Consider the following 17,133-nt stretch of genomic DNA (forward strand, 5'->3'; position numbering starts at 1 on the left):
CTTCCTCAGGCGTCAGCGTATTCCTGTTGATCTCGGTGTACCGCGACCCCGGCCACGACGAGCGCCACGCCGAGCACCTCGAGGACGCTCGGTACCTGGGCGAGCACGACGATGCCGATCACGGTCGCGGTGGCCGGCAGCAGCGCGACGAGCAAGGCGTACGTCCCGCGCGGCAGCCGGGCCATCGCCAGCTGGTCGCACACGTACGGGATCACCGACGACGACACGCCCACGCCGATCCCCGCCAGCAGTGCCACCGGATCGGTGAACGCGGGCACCGCGTCCGCGAAGCCGATCGGCGCGGCGACCACCGCGGCGATCAGCATCGCGAGCGCCAGCCCGTCGATCCCGCCCACCCGCGGGCTTCGCGCGACCCGGTGGCCCAGCACGATGTAGAGCGCGAACAGCACCGCGTTGGCCGCGGCGAACACGAACCCGAGCGGCGCGGCCACCAGCCGCACGTCGCTCAGCACGTACACGCCGCCGACCGCGAGCAGCAGCGCGAGCGCGTTGCGGCCGGTCCGCGTCGCGATCGCCGCGAGCGCGATCACCGGCAGGAACTCCACGGCCGCGACCGTGCCCAGCGGCAGCCGCTCGATCGCCAGGTAGAAGCAGCTGTTCATCACCGCGAGCACCGTGGCCCAGCCGGCGAGCAGCCACCGCGTCGCCCGGTCCAGCGACCGCCACACCCGCCACGGCCGGCGCCACAGCGCGAAGATCACCGCCGCCGAGGCGACGCGCAGCCACGCGACGCCGAGTGCCTCGACGCGCGCGAACAGCAGCACGGCGAACGCGGGACCGAGGTAGTGGAAGACCGCGCTGACCACGAAGTACGCGTGTGGTGGAAGGCGCCTCACGAAGAGCTATCCTCGAAGGCCGCACCCGCTAAGCACAGCGCGAACCGACGGGACAAGGACGGAAATGCCTTCGATCAGGACGGCCAGACCGCCGAACGGCTTGCCGGCGGTCACCCTCGACGAGATCAACCGCACCATCCTCGCCGCGCTCGCCGGGAACCCGCGGCAGAGCACGGCCGAGCTGGCCCGCACCGTCGGCATGTCCCCGCCCGCGGTCCGCGAGCGGGTCGGCCGGCTCGAGCGGGCCGGCGTGATCCGCGGCTACCGCCTCGACATCGACCCGGCCGCCATCGGCCTGCCGGTCACCGCGTGGGTGCGCATCCGCCCGGGCCCCGGCCAGCTGCCGAAGATCGCCGAGCTCGCCCGCAGCACCCCGCAGGTCAGCGAGTGCCACCGCATCTCCGGCGAGGACTGCTTCCTGCTCAAGGTGCACGTGCCCGCGGTCGAGGACCTGGAGGGCGTGCTCGACGCTTTCCTCCTCTTCGGACAGACGACGACCTCGTTCGTAGTCGCCACGCCCGTCGAGCCCCGCCCGCCAGGACTGTGACGTGGAGCCGACCTAGAGGCGCACGACCATCTTGCCGGTGTTCGCACCGCGCAGCATGCCCAGGAACGCGTCCACGGCGCTGTCCAGCCCGCCGTCCACAATGGTCTCGTCGGCCACGAGGTCGCCGTTGGTCAGCCAGCCCGACACGTCGCGGATCATGTCCGGGAAGCGGTCGTAGTGGTCCAGCACGATGAAGCCCCGCAGGCTCAGCCGCTTGCCGACGATCTGGCCGAGGTTGCGCGGCCCGGGTGCCGGCTCGGTCGCGTTGTACTCCGACACCGACCCGCACAGCGCGACCCGGCCGTGGTCGTGCAGCTCCGCGATCGCGGCCTCGAGGTGCTCGCCGCCGACGTTGTCGAAGTAGACGTCGATGCCCTCCGGCGCGGCGGCCGCGAGCCGGCCGTGCACGTCGCCGTCGCGGTAGTTGAACGCCGCGTCGAAGCCGAGCTTGTCCGTCAGGTACGCGACCTTCTCCGCCGACCCGGCACTGCCGACGACCCGCGACGCGCCGCGCAGCCGCGCGAACTGGCCGGCCATCGTGCCGACCGCCCCGGCCGCGCCGGACACGAACACGGCGTCGCCGGGCTTGAACTCGGCCTTGTCGAACAGCCCGACGTACGCGGTCAGCGCCGTCATCCCGAGCGCGCCCAGGTAGTGCGAGACCGACACGCCGGGAATCCGGTCCAGCTTGCGGACCGTCCGCGCGTCGAGCACCGCGTGCTCGCGCCAGCCGAGCTGGTGCAGCACGAGGTCGCCCGGCTCGTAGCCGTCCACACGGGACTCCACGACCTCGCCCACTGCGCCGCCGTAGAGCGCCTCGCCCACCTCGTAGGGCGGCGTGTACGACTTGACGTCGTTCATCTTCGGCCGCATGTACGGGTCGACCGACATGTACAGGTTCCGCACCAGCAGCCCGCCCTCCGCGGGGTCGGGCAGCTCGGTCGCCGCGAGCTCGAAGTCCTCATGGGACGGCCAGCCCCGCGGGCGGCGGGCGAGGCGGATCTCCCGGGTCGTGGTGGGCATCAGGCGACCTTCAGCTCGACGTCGATGTTGCCGCGGGTGGCGTTGGAGTACGGGCAGACCCGGTGCGCGGCGGCCACGAGCTCCTGGGCCTGGGCGTGGTCGACGTCCGGGATGTCGATGACCAGCGTGACGGCGAGCCCGAAGCCCTCGCCGGCCCGGCCGATGCCGACCTCGGCCGACACCGAGGAGCCGGGGATCCGGACCTTCGCCATCCGGGCCATGCGCAGCAGCGCGTTGTGGAAGCAGGCCGCGTAGCCGGCCGCGAACAGCTGCTCGGGGTTCGTGCCCGTGCCACCCGCGCCGCCCATCTCCTTGGGCATCGAGAGGTCGTAGTCGATGATGCCGTCGTCGGAGCGGACATGTCCCTGCCGGCCCGCGCCGGTCGAGGTCGCCCTTGCCACGTACAACGCCTCCACGGTGATCGTCTCCTTCATGTCTCGTCGGGGGTCAACTGCTGCGCGCCGACCACCTCGGTCAGCGCGATGAGGGTCCGCCGCAGCTCGGCGAGCTCCGCCGCACGCAGCCCGGTCGCCTTCGCGATCTTGCGTGGCACGCCGGCCGCCCGCGCCCGCAGGCGCTCACCGGCGGCGGTGACCCGGACCTCGACGCAGCGCTCGTCGTCCTCGCGGCGGTCCCGGGCGACGAGCCCGGCCGCCGACAGCCGCTTGAGGAGCGGGGAGAGGGTGCCGGAGTCGAGGTCGAGCGCGGCGCCGAGCTCCTTGACGGTGACCGGGCCGCGTTCCCACAGCACGAGCAGCACGAGGTACTGCGGGTAGGTGAGGCCCAACGCGTCGAGCACGGGCCGGTACAGCTGGGTGACCGCACGGGACGCGGCGTAGAGCGCGAAGCACACCTGCCGGTCCAGTCGCAGCTCGTCCACGTCCGTGACGTTACCGGCAGGTAAGTTGTGCACAACCTAATTGTGTGCGAGGTAACGTCACGCGCCGCGCACGGCGTGCCGAATCGCGCCGGCGCCCCGGTTCCGCCATCCTGGTGTCGATCCCGACCCGACGACGAAAGGACCTGGCAGAGCCATGCTCCGGATCGATCGCGACCGCGCCGGGCGCGGCGTCCGCCTCACGTTCGTGCTGCGCCCCGAGTTCCCGAAAGGCCGGGTCAGCGTGGTCGGAGACTTCAACGGATGGCGCCCGGGCGCGCACGAGCTGCGCACCCGCAGCAACGGCACCCGCTCGGTCGCCGTCACCGTGCCCGACGGCACCAGCGTGCGCTTCCGCTACCTCGGCGAGGGCGGGCACTGGTGCAACGAGACCGAGCACCCGGACGTGCGCCAGATCGGCGACGACAGCGTGATCCTGGCGTCCACCGGGCGTTAGCCGCTGCGGACGAAGCCGGGCCCTACCGGTCGATCAGGCGCGCGAGCTCCGGGCGCTTGGCGACGAACCCGTCGCCGGGCTGGCGGCCGATCAGCTTGTTGCGGACCGCGCCGTGCACGGCCGGCGTCACGTGGTGGCGCACCCAGTTCCACTGCCGCACCACCGCGCGCCACACCGGTTCGCGCACGGCCGAGGGCAGCGGGGCGAGCCAGTCGCCGGGGGAGACGCCGAGCGCGGTGAGCAGGTGGCCGGCGACCCGGTGGTGGCCGAGCTCGCCGAGGTGGAGCCGATCCGCGCCGTAGAGCCGGATGTCCTCGGCCCACGGGTCCTCGCGGACGTCCACGAGTAGCGTGCCGTGCCGGGCCGCGGTCGCGATGATCAGCTCGTTCAGCACGTCGACCCGGGGCCGCAGCCAGCTCATGCCGGGCAGCCGGCGGGCGAGGTCGGGCAGCGTGAACAGGACCGTCGTGCGGGCGATCCCGGCGAACGCGCCGGCGATCGCGTCCAGGTTCGCCGCCAGCCCGGTGATCCGTCCCTGCAGGACGTCGTTGCCGCCGCCGAACAGCGTCACCAGGTCCGGGCGCAGGCGCGTGGCGACCGGCACCTGTTCGGCGAGGATCTGGTCGAGCCGCCGGCCCCGCACGGCCAGGTTGGCGTAGTGCAGATCCGGCTCGACCTCGGCGAGCCGGGTGGCCGTCAGGTCGGCGAACCCGCGGAACCCGCGGCCGTCGGGATACGGGTCGTCGAGCCCCTCGGCGCAGCTGTCCCCGATCGCGACGTACCTCCGGTAGGACATGTCCCCAGGGTAAACGCGAGGTGCCGGGCAGCGGTCAAACCGCGGCGCCGGGTGCGTGGTGGCGCAGCTGGCGCAGCCGGAAGCCGAGCACCACCAGCACGACGCCCCAGGCGATGGCGAACGTGGCGATGGCGATCAGCAGCCCGATCGCGCCCTCGGCCGGCTGGACGATCAGCAGCAGGCCGAGGATCAGCATCACCACGCCGGTGATCGCGAGGAACCACTCGTTGTCGATGACCTTGCGCAGCCTGATCGCGGCCGCGATCTGCAGGACACCGGCGACGATCGCCCACACGGCGATCAGCAACAGCAGCACGACGACCGTGATGTGCGGCCACACCAGCGAGATCACGCCCGCGGCGATGCCGAGGACGCCGATGAGGATCATGTACATGCGGTCGGTGCCGCGGCCCATGCCCATGACGATCGACGAGATGCCGTCCATGAGCAGGTAGACGCCCCACAGCAGCGCGAGCGCCAGCACGGTGATCGCCGGCCAGGCGATGGCGATGACCCCGAACAGTATGGCGACGACGCCACGCAGCACGACCAGGTGCCAGCGGCGGCTCAGCAGCTCAAGCACAGCAACATCCTCGACCTGTCGCGAGACGGCGGCAACCGGTGGATCACGCCAGGCCGGCGTCGTGCATGAGCAGCGCGATCTGCGTGCGGTTGCCGAGCTCCAGCTTGGTGAGGATGCGGGTGATGTGTGCCTTCACGGTGGCCACCGACACGAACAGGCGGCCCGCGATCTCCGCGTTCGTCCGGCCCTCCGCGACGGCCAGCGCGACCTCGTGCTCCCGTGTGGACAGCGCGGACAGTGCCGAGCGGGCCCGGTCGTACGCGCCGGCCTCGGTCGCCGCGCGGTCCATCAGCCGCCGGGTGATCCGCGGGGACAGGATCGGCTCGCCGGCGGCGACCCGGCGCACGGCGTCGGCGATCTGCGCGGGCGGGGAGTCCTTGAGCAGGAACCCGGACGCGCCCGCGCGCAGCGCGCGCAGCACGTTCTCGTCGGTGTCGAACGTGGTCAGCACGATCACCTCGGGCGGGCGCGGCCGCGCGCGGACCCGCTGCGTGGCGGCGATCCCGTTCACCCGGGGCATGCGGAGGTCCATCAGCACGACGTCCGCCGGGTGCGCGTCGAGCTCGGCCGGCACCACCGCGCCGTCGGCCGCCTCACCGACGACGGCCACGCCGTCGGCACCGTCGAGCATCATGGTCAGCCCGGCCCGGACGAGCGCGTCGTCGTCGACGACCAGCACCCGGACCGGACGGGTCAGCCCGGCCACGGCAGCTCCGCGTGCAGGCGGAACTCGCCGGGCCCGGCGACGTGGTCGAGCCGCCCACCGGCCAGCCGGACCCGCTCGGTGAGCCCGAGGAGCCCGCGCCCGGCACCAGGGATCGCCGGCACGGCAACGGGTTCGCGGGGGAGCGCGTTCCGTACCTCGATCACCAGCCGGGCCCCGGGCGTGCCGTCCAGCGCGATGGACACCGGCTGGCCGGGCGCGTGCTTGCGGGCATTGGTCAGCGCCTCCTGCAGGACCCGGTAGGCGGTGCGGCCGGTGCGGCCGGGCAGCGTGCCCGCGTCGGCGACCTCGTCACGCACCTCCACCGGGGTGCCGACCGCGCGGGTCTCCGCCACCAGCCCGGGCAGGTCGGCCAATGCGGGCAGCGGCCGGTCCGGCTCGTCCTCGGCCGGGTCGTCGTTGAGCAGCGTGATCACGTCGCGCAACTCGTCGAGCGCCTGGTGCGCGCTCGACCGGATCACGCCCGCCGCCTCCGACATGCGCTCCGGCGGCGCGTCCGGCCGGTACTCGAGCGCGCCGGCATACGTCGCCAGCAGCGAGAGCCGGTGCGCCAGCACGTCGTGCATCTCCCGGGCGATCGCCGCCCGCTCGGCGGCGCGGGCCTCGGTGACCCGCCTGCCCTGCTCGGCCTCCGCCCGCTCGGCGCGCTCCCGCAGCGAGGCGATCAGCGCGCTGCGGGCGGCGCCGAGCATGCCCCAGCCGACGAGCGCCGCGTGCGCGACGACCACGAGGAGCGCCCACCACCCGAACGGCAGCCCCGCCGTCGGAATCCACAGGAACCGCAGCAGGTGTCCGGCGATCCCGGCCGCCGCGACGCCCACCGCGACCGGCGCGGGCCGGGTCCGGGCGACCTGCAGGGTGCCGATGGTCGACGCCGGCGTGGCGGTCGGCGCCAAGGCGGCGAGCACCGCGAGCCCGAGCGCCGGCGCGACCGGACGCCGGAACAGGAAGGGCACCAACGCGACAGCCGCGACGCCGACCGCGATCTCGAGCGCGAACAACGCGCCGCGGCTGCCCGAGCTGTACTCCCCGAACGCCGACGCGACCACGCACGCCGCCACGGCCACGGTGGTGACGCGGATCCACGCCGCCGACCGCGGTTGCTCGCACGTGATCGCCGGGTCCACGTCCCGAGCGTACGGCCGCCCGCACGGGCGCGGACAGCGACCAAAGTCGACATGGCCCACGACCGCGGTCGACTCCGGTACGACCGCGCGACCGATGTGCCGGACACCCGCCCGGCGCGACGCTTCCGGCATGAACGAGACGACGGCACTCCTCGGCTCGCTGCGCGGCACCGTGCTCGAGATCGGGCCGGGTGCGGGCACGAGCCTGCGGCACTACGCACCACAGGTGCGGTGGATCGGCGTCGAGCCGAACGCCCGGCGCCGGGACCTGGTCCGGTCGGAAGCGGACCGGCTCGGCCGCCACGCCGAGGTGCGGTCCGGCCGCGCCGAACGGCTCGACCAGGACGACGGCAGCGTGGACGCGGTCGTGGCCACGTTCGTGCTGTGCTCGGTGTCCGACCAGGCCGCCGCGCTCGGCGAGCTGTTCCGGGTGCTGCGCCCGGGCGGCCGATACGTGTTCGCCGAGCACGTCGCCGCGCCGCGCGGCACCTGGCTGCGCCGCGCCCAGCACGTCGCCACGGCCCTGGGCGCGTTGACCGGCGACCGCTGCCGGGCCGACCGCGACACCCTGCCCGCCATCGAGCGCGCCGGCTTCGACGTCGTGGAGCTGCGCCTCAACACGCGCGCCGGCCCGTTCGGCGTCGCCATCCCGCACATCGCCGGCGCCGCAGTGCGCCCGGCCCACACCGGAGAGGACACGAGATGACCAGCACGACCACCGACACCGTGGCGATTCCCGCCACCGGGGAGTACCGCGTCGACCCCGACCGGTCGACGATCTCCTTCGCCACCCGCCACCTCTTCGGCCTCGCGCCGGTCCGTGGCACCTTCCGCCTGCGCGACGGGCACATCCGGGTCGCCGGCGACCCCGCCGGGTCCGCGGCTCGCGCGGTCGTCGCGGCCGACAGCTTCCACACCGGCTCGAACGCGCGCGACACCGAGGTCCGCTCCGCGCACTACCTGGACGTGGACCGCCACCCCGACATCGTGTTCGCGTCGACCGACCTGGAACGGACGGAGGGCGGCTGGGTCCTGCACGGCACGCTGACCGTCCGCGGCCGCACCAACCCGGTGCCCGTCCGGATCCTCTCGCTCGCCACGGCGGGCCAGGGCGTGCGGCTGCGTGCCCGGGCCCGGGTCGACCGGTACGCGTTCGGCATCACCGCCGGTCGTGGCCTCGCCGGCCGCCGGCTGACGCTCACGCTGGACGTGGTGGCCGGCTGAGCCGGTGACGTTCACGTCCCATTTGCCCGCCTGGGGCTGGCGTTCTCGGCAGCGACCTGATGTGCTCAGTACACATAGGTCCAGCGAAGTCGGGGTGACGGCATTGACGACTGCCGCGAAGTCCACCAGGTCCACGAGCGCCGGCGGGGTCCGGCCCTTACACGGGGAGCCACGCGGGCTGGCTCCCCAGATCGGGACCTACCTGTTCATCGTCGGGCCGTTCGTGGCCCTGCTCGCCGCCGTCCCGCTGACGTGGGGCTGGGGGCTCGGCTGGCTCGACGTCGGGCTGGCCACGGCGTTCTACGTGGCCACGTGCCTCGGCGTGACCGTCGGCTTCCACCGGCACTTCACCCACCGTTCGTTCAAGGCCCGGCGGCCGGTGCGGGTGGTGCTCGCGATCGTCGGCAGCATGGCGCTGCAGGGCCCGATCACACACTGGGTCGCCGACCACCGCCGCCACCACGCGTTCTCCGACCGCGACGGCGATCCGCACTCGCCGTGGCGGTACGGCACCTCGCCGATCGCGCTGGTTCGCGGGTTCTGGCACGCCCACATGGGCTGGCTGTTCGACCGCAACCTCACCAACGCCGAGCGCTTCGCCCCCGACCTCCTGGCGGACAAGGACATCGCGCGGGTACACCGCCAGTTCGGTTTGTGGACGGCGGTCACGCTGCTCGCCCCGGCCGCACTCGGCGGGCTCTTCACGTGGTCGTGGCAGGGCGCGCTCACCGCGTTCTTCTGGGCGGGTCTCGTGCGCGTGTCGTTCCTGCATCACGTCACGTGGTCGGTGAACTCGATCTGCCACCTGATCGGCAACCGCCCGTTCGCCGCGCGGGACCGGTCGGCCAACTTCTGGCCGCTCGCGATCCTGTCGATGGGGGAGTCGTGGCACAACCTGCACCACGCCGACCCGACGTGCGCGCGGCACGGCGTCCGGCGCGGGCAGATCGACATCTCCGCGCGGCTGATCTGGCTCCTCGAGAAGCTGGGCTGGGTGCACGACGTGCGGTGGCCGACGGCGAAACGGCTGGTCAGCCTGGAGGCACAGCCCCGGCGAGCGGCCGGTTGACGATCCGGTTACGTTGGGGTCGTCCTGGTCGACGACCGACGGAGATGACGGCATGCCGCGGCTTGGGTTGCCCGGGCTGCGGGCCCGGCGCCGAGCGGCCCGCACCGAGAACGAGACCTTCCTGCTCGTCCTGAAGGTCGCGGGGTTGGTGGTCGTCGCCGGCCTGATCGCGGGATTCCTGCTGGTCGGCATCGGCGGCGGGGACGACGACGAGGCCGTGACCAACCCGCCGATCCCGACCATCACCGACGCGGGCGGCGGCTCGGAGTCCACCGAGGTCAACCCACCGCACGAGCCGGACGTGACCATCGCGGCCCCCGTCGTCGGCGCGCAGACCGCCGTCATCAAGCCGAAGACCAGCGCGAAGCCCAAACCGCGCCCACGGCCGACCGTGGTCCGCCCCGGCGGGCCGCCGCGGTTCGTCAAGCCCGGCGGGAAGTGCGCCGACGAGGGCGCGTTCGCCCTGACCAGGCGGTTCGAGCCGCTGGTGTGCCGGAACGGGCACTGGGTCCGCTGGTTCTGACCGGCCCGGCCGTGGTAGCAGTGGTGGTATGACCCTGCTCCTCGTGGCGACCGGCGACACGATCGCCCATCGCGCGGCCGGGGTGGCCACCGGCCGCGAGCTGCTCGAGCTCGCGGGCCCGCCGCCACAGCGCGTAGTCGTCGAGGACGTCCTGGCCGAGCCGTCGTGGGACACCTCCGTATCGACCCAGTTCGCCCTGGCCCGCCGCGTGCGCAAGGCGCTGGCGGAGGACGAGTTCGACGGCGTCGTCGTCACGCACGGCGTGGACTCGCTGGAGGAGACGGCGTTCCTCGCGGACCTGCTGGCCGGCCCCGCGCGTGGCGGCATCGTGTTCACCGGCGCGTTCCACCCGCTGTCCGCCGCCGCACCCGACGGCCCGGCGAACCTCGCGGCGGCGCTCACCGCGGCGGCCGACCGGGCGTTGCGCGGCGCGGGTGCGGTGGTGTGTGTCCGGAACGAGCTGCACGCGGCACGCTGGGTCCGGCTCGCGGACGGCTTCACGTCCGCGCCGCACCCGATGCTGGGCCGGCTCGTCGACGGCCGCGTCCGGCTGACCTCCACGCCGCCCACCCGGCCGCCCGTGGTCGGCGGCGAGCCGGAGTCGGACGTGGCGCTCGTCAAGACGTACCCGGACATGCCGGCGTCGCTGCTGATGACGGTGACCGACCTCGGCGCGCGCGGCGTCGTCCTCGAGGGCACGGGCGCGGGCAACGTCCCGGTCGAGCTGTTCGGCACGATCATGGAGCTGTCCCAGATGGACATTCCGGTGATCGTGGCGTCCCGCGCGCACACCACGGACATCGGGATGGCCGAACGGATGGGCGCGATCGGCGCGAACGGGCTCACCGCGACACAGGCCAGGCTGGCGCTGATGGTCGCATTGAGCAAGGGCGGCGGCGTCGAGGCCGCCTTGCGGTACTTCGGAAGTCTCTAGGGGGCGCGGCCGGCGATGCCTACGGCGCGGCGTACGCGCTGATCCGGCCGGACGGCTACGTCGCACTGCTGGCCGACGACCCGGCGGACCTGCCGGCGTCGGTGTACGGCGTGCTGACGAGCACGGTCGCATGAAAAGGGGGCACCGACACCGGCCAGCCGTTGCCGGTGTCGGTGCCCGGATCCGGGGGTGGTGACCGCGACGGTCACCGGCGTGGGGGGAGGGCCGGCGACTGCATGCCGGGGGCCACCCCGCGGATCCACCACTGCCGCGGCCTGGGCCGGGGTTGCCGCGGCGCTCGGCGGTCGGTTCCGGATAAATGTTGGCGATTTGGCCGGCCGACCTATCGGCGCCTCCCGACCCCACGGGGTGCCGCGGCTGTGGCAGTTCTGTTGTCAATGATCATGACGCTTTCCGCCAGGCGTCGATCGGCGGCAGCTCCATGATCGCCGGATCGGCCGAGTCGGCCGGGCCGGACAGCGGTGGGGTGTACTGCGCCGGATCCACGGTGCCCGGCGGGTCGTAGATCGGGGCCGGGACCGGGTCGGGGACGGGCCCGGGCAGCGGACCGGTCATCGAGGCGTGCAGCGGCGAGTACATCGGTGTGTCGGGACGCTGCGGCGGCCGCCCACCCCGCGCCGGCGGCATGCCGGGTGAGGACTGTTGTGCCGGCGGCATCCCCGGTGAGGACTGTGTCGCGGGCGGCATTCCCGGTGAGGACTGTTGTGCCCGTGGCATGCCCGGGCCGGGCCGGGCCGGGGGCATGCCGGGTGAGGACTGTTGTGCCCGTGGCATGCCGGGGTTGGGTCGCGCGGGTGGCATGCCCGGTGAGGACTGTTGTGCCCGTGGCATGCCGGGGTTGGGTCGCGCCGGTGGCATGCCCGGTGAGGACTGCCGTGCCCGTGGCGCGCCGGGGTTGGGTCGCGCCGGTGGCATCCCTGGTGACGAGTGTGTCGCGGGCGGCATGCCAGGGTTCGAGCGCATGGCGGGTGACATGCCCGGCGAGGACTGCTGTGCCGGTGGCATCGAGGGAATCGACGGATGCGCGGGTGGCATCGACGGGATCGACGGATGCGCGGGTGGCATGCCCGGGTTCGAGCGCATTGCCGGCGGCATGCCCGGCGAGGACTGCATTGCCGGCGGCATGCCCGGCGAGGACTGTTGTGCGGGCGGCATGCCGGGAGAGGACTGCGTCGCCGGCGGCATCGAGGGAATCGACGGGTGTGCTGGGGGCATGCCCGGGTTCGACCGCAGGACGGGGTTCATCGCCGGAATCGACGGCTGACCCACCATGGCCGGACGCGGTATCGGCGGGCGGACCGGTAGCTGGCGCGCCACGTCGGCCGCCATGGCCGGCTGCGGCATCGGCTGGATCTTCTCGGCGGTCGGCGGCACCGGCCGGGCCTGGCGCGTACGCGCGACCGGCTCGACCCGCGGCGCGGCCTCCTCCTCGGTCCGCTCGGCCATCCGGCGCCGCATGTCCTGAGTGGTCTCGTGGTTCAGCACGTGGGTGTAGTGCAGCATGCCGCGCGGGCTGTCCCACGCGAGGATGCCGACGAGCGAACCGCTCGCGACGTAGCCGGTGATCTTCGCGCTGATCGGCACGGCCTCGGTCAGCGACACCGTGTCCTGGGCGAGCGCGGGGATCCCGGCACCCTGGATGCGCACGCCGTGCTGCTCGGACCAGAACTTCGGCAGCGGCGTGTACGGCTCGGCCATCTCGCGGCCGGCCAGCAGCGCGTCCGCGGCCGCGCGGCCCATCTCCACGGCGTTGAGCCAGTGCTCGACCCGGCGTGGCACCGTGTCGAAGCGCAGGTTCGGCCAGCGCGCGACGTCCCCGGCGACCACGACGTCGTCCACGCCGTGCGCGTGCGTTGTCGGTCCACAGAGGACGCCGTCGTCGATGAGCAGGCCGGAGCCGCGCAGCCAGTCGGTGGCGGGCACGCCGCCGACGCACAGCACGACGCAGTCGGCGACGACGACCTCGCCCGTGGACAGGTGCATCGTGACGCCCTGGGCGGAGTCGGTGTACCAGTGCTGGACCGTCGCGTCGGTCACCAGCCGCACGCCGTTGGCCTCCTGCAGCGCGGTTACCGTCTCGCTCACGTCGAAGCCCGGGATGTGGTCGAGCATCGTGGGCTCGCGGATGATGATCGTGGTGTCCCGGCCCAGCTCGCGGGCGGCCGACGCGACCTCGCCGGCGAGGAACCCGCCGCCGATCAGCGCGACGCGGCCCTTGCCGTGCGCGAGAAGCTTCTGCACGGCCACGGCGTCGGCGACGGTGCGCAGCACGTGCACGCGCGGGTCGTGGCGTGGCGCGCCGGGCAGGTGCGCGGGCTGCAGGCCGGTGGCGATGATCAACCCGTCGTAGTCGATCTCCTCGCCGCCGGGCAGGTAGACGATGTGCTCCTCGGTGTCGAGCCGGGCCGCCCGGGTCTTGGGGCGCCACATCGCGTCCAGGTCGGAGTGTGTCGGCAGCAGGACGTCCCGAGGACGGATCGTGCCGGTGAGGACCTGCTTGCTGAGCATCGGGCGGTGATACGGGCGGTACGGCTCTTCACCGATGATCACCAGCTCACCGGCGAAGTCGAGCTCGCGCACGCGTTCGGCGGCCCGGAGGCCCGCGCCTCCGGTACCGACGACGACGATGCGCTCGTCCGTACTCATCAGATGGGTTCCTCCACGCTCACGACTGTTTCCCCTCCGCCAGCACGATGGCCAGCGTCGGGCAGGAGCGGACCGCGGCCCGCGCCTCCTCGAGCTGCTCGGGTTCGACGTTGCGCCGGTAGCGCAGCCCGCCGTTCTCGGAGAGCTGGAACAACGACGGCGCCTCCGCCACGCAGAAGCCGTAACGACGGCAGTGGTCGTTGTTCACGCTGAGCTGGTTGCCAGCCTTCTGACGCTTGCTCGCTCTCATGGCGCCTCATCGAAAAGGCCGGAGGTGGTCAGCGCCCGCGACGGCATGAACCGCAGGATCGCCACGGTCAGCGCCGGCACCAGGAACGTGATTCCCAGCAGCCACATGCCCGACAGCGTGCCGTTGTTGTAGGCGCCGACGAAGGAGTGCACCACGCCGAGCCCGAACGCCACGTAGCTCAGCCGGTGGATGCCGAGCCACTGACGGTAGCCCAGCCAGCGCCGCGCGCCCACGACGATCGACGCGGCGAGCATCCCCTCGAACGCGAGGATGCCCATCGTGTGCCGCAGCTGCACGCCGCCGTTGAACGGCACGAAGACGTTGACGAGCGAGTAGAGCTCGGTGCGGAGGAAGAGGAAGGAGATGATGTGGCTGAACGCGAACGCCAGCGTCAGCGCCGAGAGCAACATGTGCCCGCTGCGCAACGCCTGGCGCCCCGTGAGGCGGTTGGCCCATCCAGCGGAGACCAACACGCCCCACGTGAGCGACAGGCACATCATCGCGTATGCCAGCCGGCCCGACACCGCACCGAGCTCGAGGACCCCGGCGTCGACGTCGACATCGCCGGCTTGGCCGGCTACCAGCTGTAGCAGCACGCTTCTATCCTCCCTCGTACCTCGTCGTCCGGCTCATTTCCCTAGCAGCGCCGCCCGGTGTTGATGCACCGCACGACCTGGTTCATCAACGCCTCCGGCATCACGTTCACGAAGTCACCGTGATCGGTGAGCGGGCTGTGCTTCTCGTCCGGGAACGAGTCCAGGACGAACAGCGAACCGCGTGGGACGTTGTAGGTCAACCGCATCTGCAGTGCCGGCACGGCCTTCGTGCCCGCGGCGCAACGTCCCTGGGCGTCCGGGAACTTGATGTGGTCGCGGTGGTTGGCGCTGTCGATGTTCTGGCCGTCCCAGCAACTCGGGAAGTCCAGGATCCGCATCACGCTGCTGCCGCGCGGGCAGAGCGGGTACTTCGTGGTGATCCGGTTGGTGAACCCGGTGCACGTCCACTTCGCGTTCGCGTTGGCCGGTCCCTTGGTGACGGCCTTGGCGTCACCGGTGATGTCGCGGAGGAACCGCGGCATCGCGACGACGCGGCCGGTGGCGTTGCCGCGGAACACCAGCTGCGCCCGGGCGGGGAACAGCTCGGTGCCGACGTTGTGCGGGTTCTCCTCGTCGACGACGTCCTGCTCGCCGGCCGCCGCGCGGACGCGGATGATCGGCCAGTAGTACGTGGACAGGTCGCCACGGCGGCACGTCGTGTCCGCCTGGACCAGGTTCTCGTTGGTGGAGTTGGCGTCCGCGCTCGTGTTGCCCACGTAGTCGTGGGTGTGCTGAGCACCATTGCGCACGCCCGGGGCGACGATGAAGTTGTCCGGGTTGTTGTGCTTGTTCTCGTTCTGGCCGCACAGCGCGGTGAACGTGCCGCGCGAGGCGTTGCGTCCCTGGCGGGGGGCCAGGTTGGAGGCACGCACGTTGCGGATGTTCACGTAGTCGGTCGCGAAAGGACCGATGTTGGCGGCGCAGTCCTCGTTGCCGAACTCCTGCTGCGCGGAGGCGTCGGGCACCTCGGGCGCCTGCACGGCGGGCGGGGAACCGGCCTCGTCGGGGCTTTCGCTCGGCTGGGCGGCCGCTGGGGCGGTCAGCCCTTGGTTGGCTGAGTTCTCGGGGTTCGCCGGGGTGGGGTTCTGGGTGTCCGTGGCGCCCGGGTCCGCGGGCGGCTGCTCGGCCGGCGGTTGCTCGGCGGGCGGTTGCTCGGCGGGCGGCTGTTCGGCGGGGGGTTGGGCGGGGGCTTCGCTGGATTCCGCTGGGGCGGACTCGGTCGGGGGAGCGGGCTCCTCGGGGGCGGAGCTCGCGGGGGGCGGGGCGGGGACCTCGCTTGACGCAGGCGGTGCCTCGGGGAGGCACTGCGTGGGTGCGGCCGCGTTGTCGCGCGCGGAGGCGATGCCCATGATGCCAACGGTGACCGTGGTACCGATGATCGCCACCGCGGCCACTCCGGCGACCGCGAGACGCCGCTTGGTGCGGCGCGGTAACTCATGTCTCGGCATTTCTTCCTCGGTTTTCTTTTGTCGATCCCTGTTTTCGCTCGGTCGGGGTGAGCGAAGTCTGTGGTGACGGCCACGCCGCGGGCGGAATCAGGTCCGCGGTGGTGGCACCGATGCCGGCGGCGAGAAGCTCGCCGCCGGCATCGGTTCGGGCAACGAGGTCAGCGGCCCTGAGGCTGCTGCTGACCCTGCTCTTCGCCCTGTTGCTGGTCCTGGCCACCGTTCTGGTCCTGACCACCGTTCTGGTCCTGACCGCCCTGGTCGCCGCCCTGGTCGCCGCCGGCACCGTTGATGGCGTCGACAACCTGCTGCATCTGCTCGTCGTTCATCACGTTGATGAAGTCACCGTGGTCGGTGATCGGCTTGTGCAGCTCCTTCGGGAACGTGTCCAGCGCGAACAGCTGGCCCGGCGGGATGTCGAACGACAACGTGAACGTCATCTGCGGCACCGCCACGGGGTTGCTCTCGGGGCAAGCACCGGTCTGCTCGTCCGGGAACTTGATGTGGCTGCCGTCGGCGCTGTCGATGTTCTGACCGTCCCAGCAGCTCGGGAACTCAAGGACGCGAATCGTCTGGCTGCCCTCGGGGCACAGCGGGTACTTGTCCTTGGAGAACCGGTCCTCGAAGCCCGAGCAGGTCCAGTGCGCACGGTCCTTGCCGGAGCCAGCACGCTCGAAGAACGCCTTCGAGTCGCCAGTGGAGACCTGGAGGAACTCCGGCATCGCCGAGACCGGGCTCTGCGCGTTGCCACTGAAGGTGAGCTTGGCCGAGGACGGGTGCAGGATCGTGCCGATGTTGTGCGGGTTCTCCGGGTCGGCCTGGTCCTGGGTCGGGTCCGCCTGGCGGAGGCGGATGACCGGCCAGTAGTAGGTCGACTTGTCACCGTTCTTGCACGTCGTGCCGGCGGCCGCCAGGCTCTCGTTGCTCGAGTCGGCGGTCGTGCTGTCGTTGCCCACGTAGTCGTGCGTGTGCTCGGCACCGTTGCGCACACCCGGAGCGGCGTTCAGGTTGTCCGGGTTGTTGTGGTTCTCCTGGTTGGTGCCGCAGTCGACGGTGAACGTACCGGTCGAGGCGTTCTCGCCGGGCTGGGGCTCATTCTCGCCAGCCGGCTGGATGTTGTTGATGTCGACGAAGTCCTCGGCGAACGGCCCGACGCAGTTCGGGTCGACCTGACCATCGTCGCCACCCTGGTTGTCGCCCTGGTTGTCACCTTGGTCGTCGCCTTGGTTGTCACCTTGGTCGTCGCCCTGGTTGTCACCCTGGTCGCCACCCTGGTTGTCGCCCTGGTTGTCACCCTGGTTGTCACCGGGGTTCTCGGCCGGGGGCTGCTCTTCGCCCTGGCCTGCGCCCGGGTCCTCAGCCGGAGGCTGCTCCTCGCCCTGGCCCGCGCCCGGGTCCTCGGCGTTGGGGTCCTCGGCGTTGGGGTCCTCGGCG

General features: G+C 72.3%; 20 protein-coding genes. 7 read left to right on the forward strand and 13 right to left on the reverse strand.

What is annotated here, in order from left to right; genetic code table 11:
* Positions 1–5: 5 nt before the first annotated feature.
* Complete coding sequence (locus tag VH969_RS33020) at positions 6–857, reverse strand: EamA family transporter (RefSeq protein WP_331981720.1); 852 nt, start codon at positions 855–857, stop codon at positions 6–8.
* 64 nt (positions 858–921) lie between these two features.
* On the opposite strand from VH969_RS33020, the gene VH969_RS33025 reads away from it, so the two are divergent.
* A complete protein-coding gene (locus VH969_RS33025; RefSeq protein ID WP_331981723.1) occupies positions 922–1,404 on the forward strand; it encodes an Lrp/AsnC family transcriptional regulator in 483 nt (160 codons plus the stop codon).
* A gap of 12 nt (positions 1,405–1,416) precedes the next feature.
* Here the strand turns inward: VH969_RS33025 and VH969_RS33030 are convergent, their stop codons facing one another.
* The 3 genes from VH969_RS33030 to VH969_RS33040 are packed head-to-tail and all read right to left on the reverse strand — an operon-like array spanning position 1,417 to position 3,307.
* A complete protein-coding gene (locus VH969_RS33030) occupies positions 1,417–2,427 on the reverse strand; it encodes an NADP-dependent oxidoreductase (protein WP_331981726.1) in 1,011 nt (336 codons plus the stop codon).
* Positions 2,427–2,861 (reverse strand): organic hydroperoxide resistance protein, encoded by a 435-nt coding sequence (locus tag VH969_RS33035; protein WP_331981729.1) that lies wholly within the window; start codon positions 2,859–2,861, stop codon positions 2,427–2,429. The genes VH969_RS33030 and VH969_RS33035 overlap by 1 nt, the downstream gene beginning before the upstream one ends.
* Positions 2,858–3,307, reverse strand: a complete 450-nt coding sequence (locus VH969_RS33040) for a MarR family winged helix-turn-helix transcriptional regulator (RefSeq protein ID WP_331981732.1) — start codon at positions 3,305–3,307, stop codon at positions 2,858–2,860. The genes VH969_RS33035 and VH969_RS33040 overlap by 4 nt, the downstream gene beginning before the upstream one ends.
* 154 nt (positions 3,308–3,461) lie before the next feature.
* Between VH969_RS33040 and VH969_RS33045 the strand changes: the two genes are divergently transcribed.
* Positions 3,462–3,761, forward strand: a complete 300-nt coding sequence (locus tag VH969_RS33045; RefSeq protein WP_331981734.1) for an early set domain-containing protein — start codon at positions 3,462–3,464, stop codon at positions 3,759–3,761.
* Positions 3,762–3,783: 22 nt separating this feature from the next.
* On the opposite strand, the gene VH969_RS33050 is transcribed toward VH969_RS33045, so the two are convergent.
* From VH969_RS33050 to VH969_RS33065, 4 genes are read right to left on the reverse strand one after another with little or no spacing between them, the layout of a single operon-like run.
* Complete coding sequence (locus tag VH969_RS33050) at positions 3,784–4,557, reverse strand: SGNH/GDSL hydrolase family protein (RefSeq protein ID WP_331981737.1); 774 nt, start codon at positions 4,555–4,557, stop codon at positions 3,784–3,786.
* Positions 4,558–4,591: 34 nt separating this feature from the next.
* On the reverse strand, positions 4,592–5,140 hold the full coding sequence (locus VH969_RS33055; RefSeq protein WP_331981740.1) for an HdeD family acid-resistance protein: 549 nt from the start codon (positions 5,138–5,140) through the stop codon (positions 4,592–4,594).
* 43 nt (positions 5,141–5,183) lie between these two features.
* Positions 5,184–5,846 carry a response regulator transcription factor gene (locus VH969_RS33060; protein ID WP_331981743.1) on the reverse strand — a complete coding sequence of 221 codons (663 nt, stop codon included), beginning with the start codon at positions 5,844–5,846 and terminating at the stop codon, positions 5,184–5,186.
* On the reverse strand, positions 5,834–6,991 hold the full coding sequence (locus VH969_RS33065; protein ID WP_331981746.1) for a sensor histidine kinase: 1,158 nt from the start codon (positions 6,989–6,991) through the stop codon (positions 5,834–5,836). The genes VH969_RS33060 and VH969_RS33065 overlap by 13 nt, the downstream gene beginning before the upstream one ends.
* Positions 6,992–7,121: 130 nt before the next feature.
* Between VH969_RS33065 and VH969_RS33070 the strand changes: the two genes are divergently transcribed.
* The 5 genes from VH969_RS33070 (at position 7,122) to VH969_RS33090 (ending at position 10,741) form a co-directional block, all read left to right on the forward strand.
* Positions 7,122–7,697 (forward strand): class I SAM-dependent methyltransferase, encoded by a 576-nt coding sequence (locus VH969_RS33070; RefSeq protein WP_331981749.1) that lies wholly within the window; start codon positions 7,122–7,124, stop codon positions 7,695–7,697.
* Positions 7,694–8,215: a YceI family protein gene (locus VH969_RS33075; RefSeq protein ID WP_331981752.1), complete on the forward strand. Its 522-nt coding sequence runs from the start codon at positions 7,694–7,696 to the stop codon at positions 8,213–8,215. Before VH969_RS33070 ends, VH969_RS33075 begins: the two co-directional genes overlap by 4 nt.
* A 94-nt stretch (positions 8,216–8,309) precedes the next feature.
* Positions 8,310–9,284 (forward strand): acyl-CoA desaturase, encoded by a 975-nt coding sequence (locus VH969_RS33080; protein ID WP_414638659.1) that lies wholly within the window; start codon positions 8,310–8,312, stop codon positions 9,282–9,284.
* Positions 9,285–9,336: 52 nt separating this feature from the next.
* On the forward strand, positions 9,337–9,807 hold the full coding sequence (locus VH969_RS33085) for a hypothetical protein (RefSeq protein WP_331981755.1): 471 nt from the start codon (positions 9,337–9,339) through the stop codon (positions 9,805–9,807).
* Positions 9,808–9,835: 28 nt separating this feature from the next.
* On the forward strand, positions 9,836–10,741 hold the full coding sequence (locus VH969_RS33090; RefSeq protein WP_331981758.1) for an asparaginase domain-containing protein: 906 nt from the start codon (positions 9,836–9,838) through the stop codon (positions 10,739–10,741).
* Positions 10,742–11,143: 402 nt separating this feature from the next.
* On the opposite strand, the gene VH969_RS33095 is transcribed toward VH969_RS33090, so the two are convergent.
* The 5 genes from VH969_RS33095 to VH969_RS33115 form a co-directional block, all read right to left on the reverse strand.
* Complete coding sequence (locus tag VH969_RS33095) at positions 11,144–13,408, reverse strand: NAD(P)/FAD-dependent oxidoreductase (protein WP_331981761.1); 2,265 nt, start codon at positions 13,406–13,408, stop codon at positions 11,144–11,146.
* A 19-nt stretch (positions 13,409–13,427) separates the two neighbouring features.
* A complete protein-coding gene (locus VH969_RS33100) occupies positions 13,428–13,658 on the reverse strand; it encodes a ferredoxin (RefSeq protein ID WP_331981764.1) in 231 nt (76 codons plus the stop codon).
* Entirely contained in the window at positions 13,655–14,254 is a 600-nt protein-coding gene (locus VH969_RS33105; RefSeq protein ID WP_331981767.1) for a ferric reductase-like transmembrane domain-containing protein, read from the reverse strand. The genes VH969_RS33100 and VH969_RS33105 overlap by 4 nt, the downstream gene beginning before the upstream one ends.
* A 41-nt stretch (positions 14,255–14,295) precedes the next feature.
* Complete coding sequence (locus VH969_RS33110) at positions 14,296–15,702, reverse strand: DUF1996 domain-containing protein (RefSeq protein ID WP_331981770.1); 1,407 nt, start codon at positions 15,700–15,702, stop codon at positions 14,296–14,298.
* Between the two features lie 158 nt (positions 15,703–15,860).
* Positions 15,861–17,133: DUF1996 domain-containing protein (locus VH969_RS33115; protein WP_331981773.1), on the reverse strand; the 1,273-nt coding region annotated here is incomplete at its 5' end.

This window comes from Actinophytocola sp., from assembly GCF_036555685.1.
Taxonomy (GTDB): Bacteria; Actinomycetota; Actinomycetes; order Mycobacteriales; family Pseudonocardiaceae; genus Actinophytocola.

What these genes read in the sequence shown, in the direction of transcription:
- VH969_RS33025 (WP_331981723.1), top strand. Translation starts at nt 922, where the DNA reads ATGCCTTCGATCAGGACGGCCAGACCGCCGAACGGCTTGCCGGCGGTC.
- VH969_RS33075 (WP_331981752.1), top strand. Translation starts at nt 7,694, where the DNA reads ATGACCAGCACGACCACCGACACCGTGGCGATTCCCGCCACCGGGGAG.
- VH969_RS33070 (WP_331981749.1), top strand. Translation starts at nt 7,122, where the DNA reads ATGAACGAGACGACGGCACTCCTCGGCTCGCTGCGCGGCACCGTGCTC.
- VH969_RS33085 (WP_331981755.1), top strand. Translation starts at nt 9,337, where the DNA reads ATGCCGCGGCTTGGGTTGCCCGGGCTGCGGGCCCGGCGCCGAGCGGCC.
- VH969_RS33100 (WP_331981764.1), bottom strand. Translation starts at nt 13,658, where the DNA reads ATGAGAGCGAGCAAGCGTCAGAAGGCTGGCAACCAGCTCAGCGTGAAC.
- VH969_RS33095 (WP_331981761.1), bottom strand. Translation starts at nt 13,408, where the DNA reads ATGAGTACGGACGAGCGCATCGTCGTCGTCGGTACCGGAGGCGCGGGC.
- VH969_RS33030 (WP_331981726.1), bottom strand. Translation starts at nt 2,427, where the DNA reads ATGCCCACCACGACCCGGGAGATCCGCCTCGCCCGCCGCCCGCGGGGC.
- VH969_RS33045 (WP_331981734.1), top strand. Translation starts at nt 3,462, where the DNA reads ATGCTCCGGATCGATCGCGACCGCGCCGGGCGCGGCGTCCGCCTCACG.
- VH969_RS33110 (WP_331981770.1), bottom strand. Translation starts at nt 15,702, where the DNA reads ATGCCGAGACATGAGTTACCGCGCCGCACCAAGCGGCGTCTCGCGGTC.
- VH969_RS33050 (WP_331981737.1), bottom strand. Translation starts at nt 4,557, where the DNA reads ATGTCCTACCGGAGGTACGTCGCGATCGGGGACAGCTGCGCCGAGGGG.
- VH969_RS33090 (WP_331981758.1), top strand. Translation starts at nt 9,836, where the DNA reads ATGACCCTGCTCCTCGTGGCGACCGGCGACACGATCGCCCATCGCGCG.
- VH969_RS33035 (WP_331981729.1), bottom strand. Translation starts at nt 2,861, where the DNA reads ATGAAGGAGACGATCACCGTGGAGGCGTTGTACGTGGCAAGGGCGACC.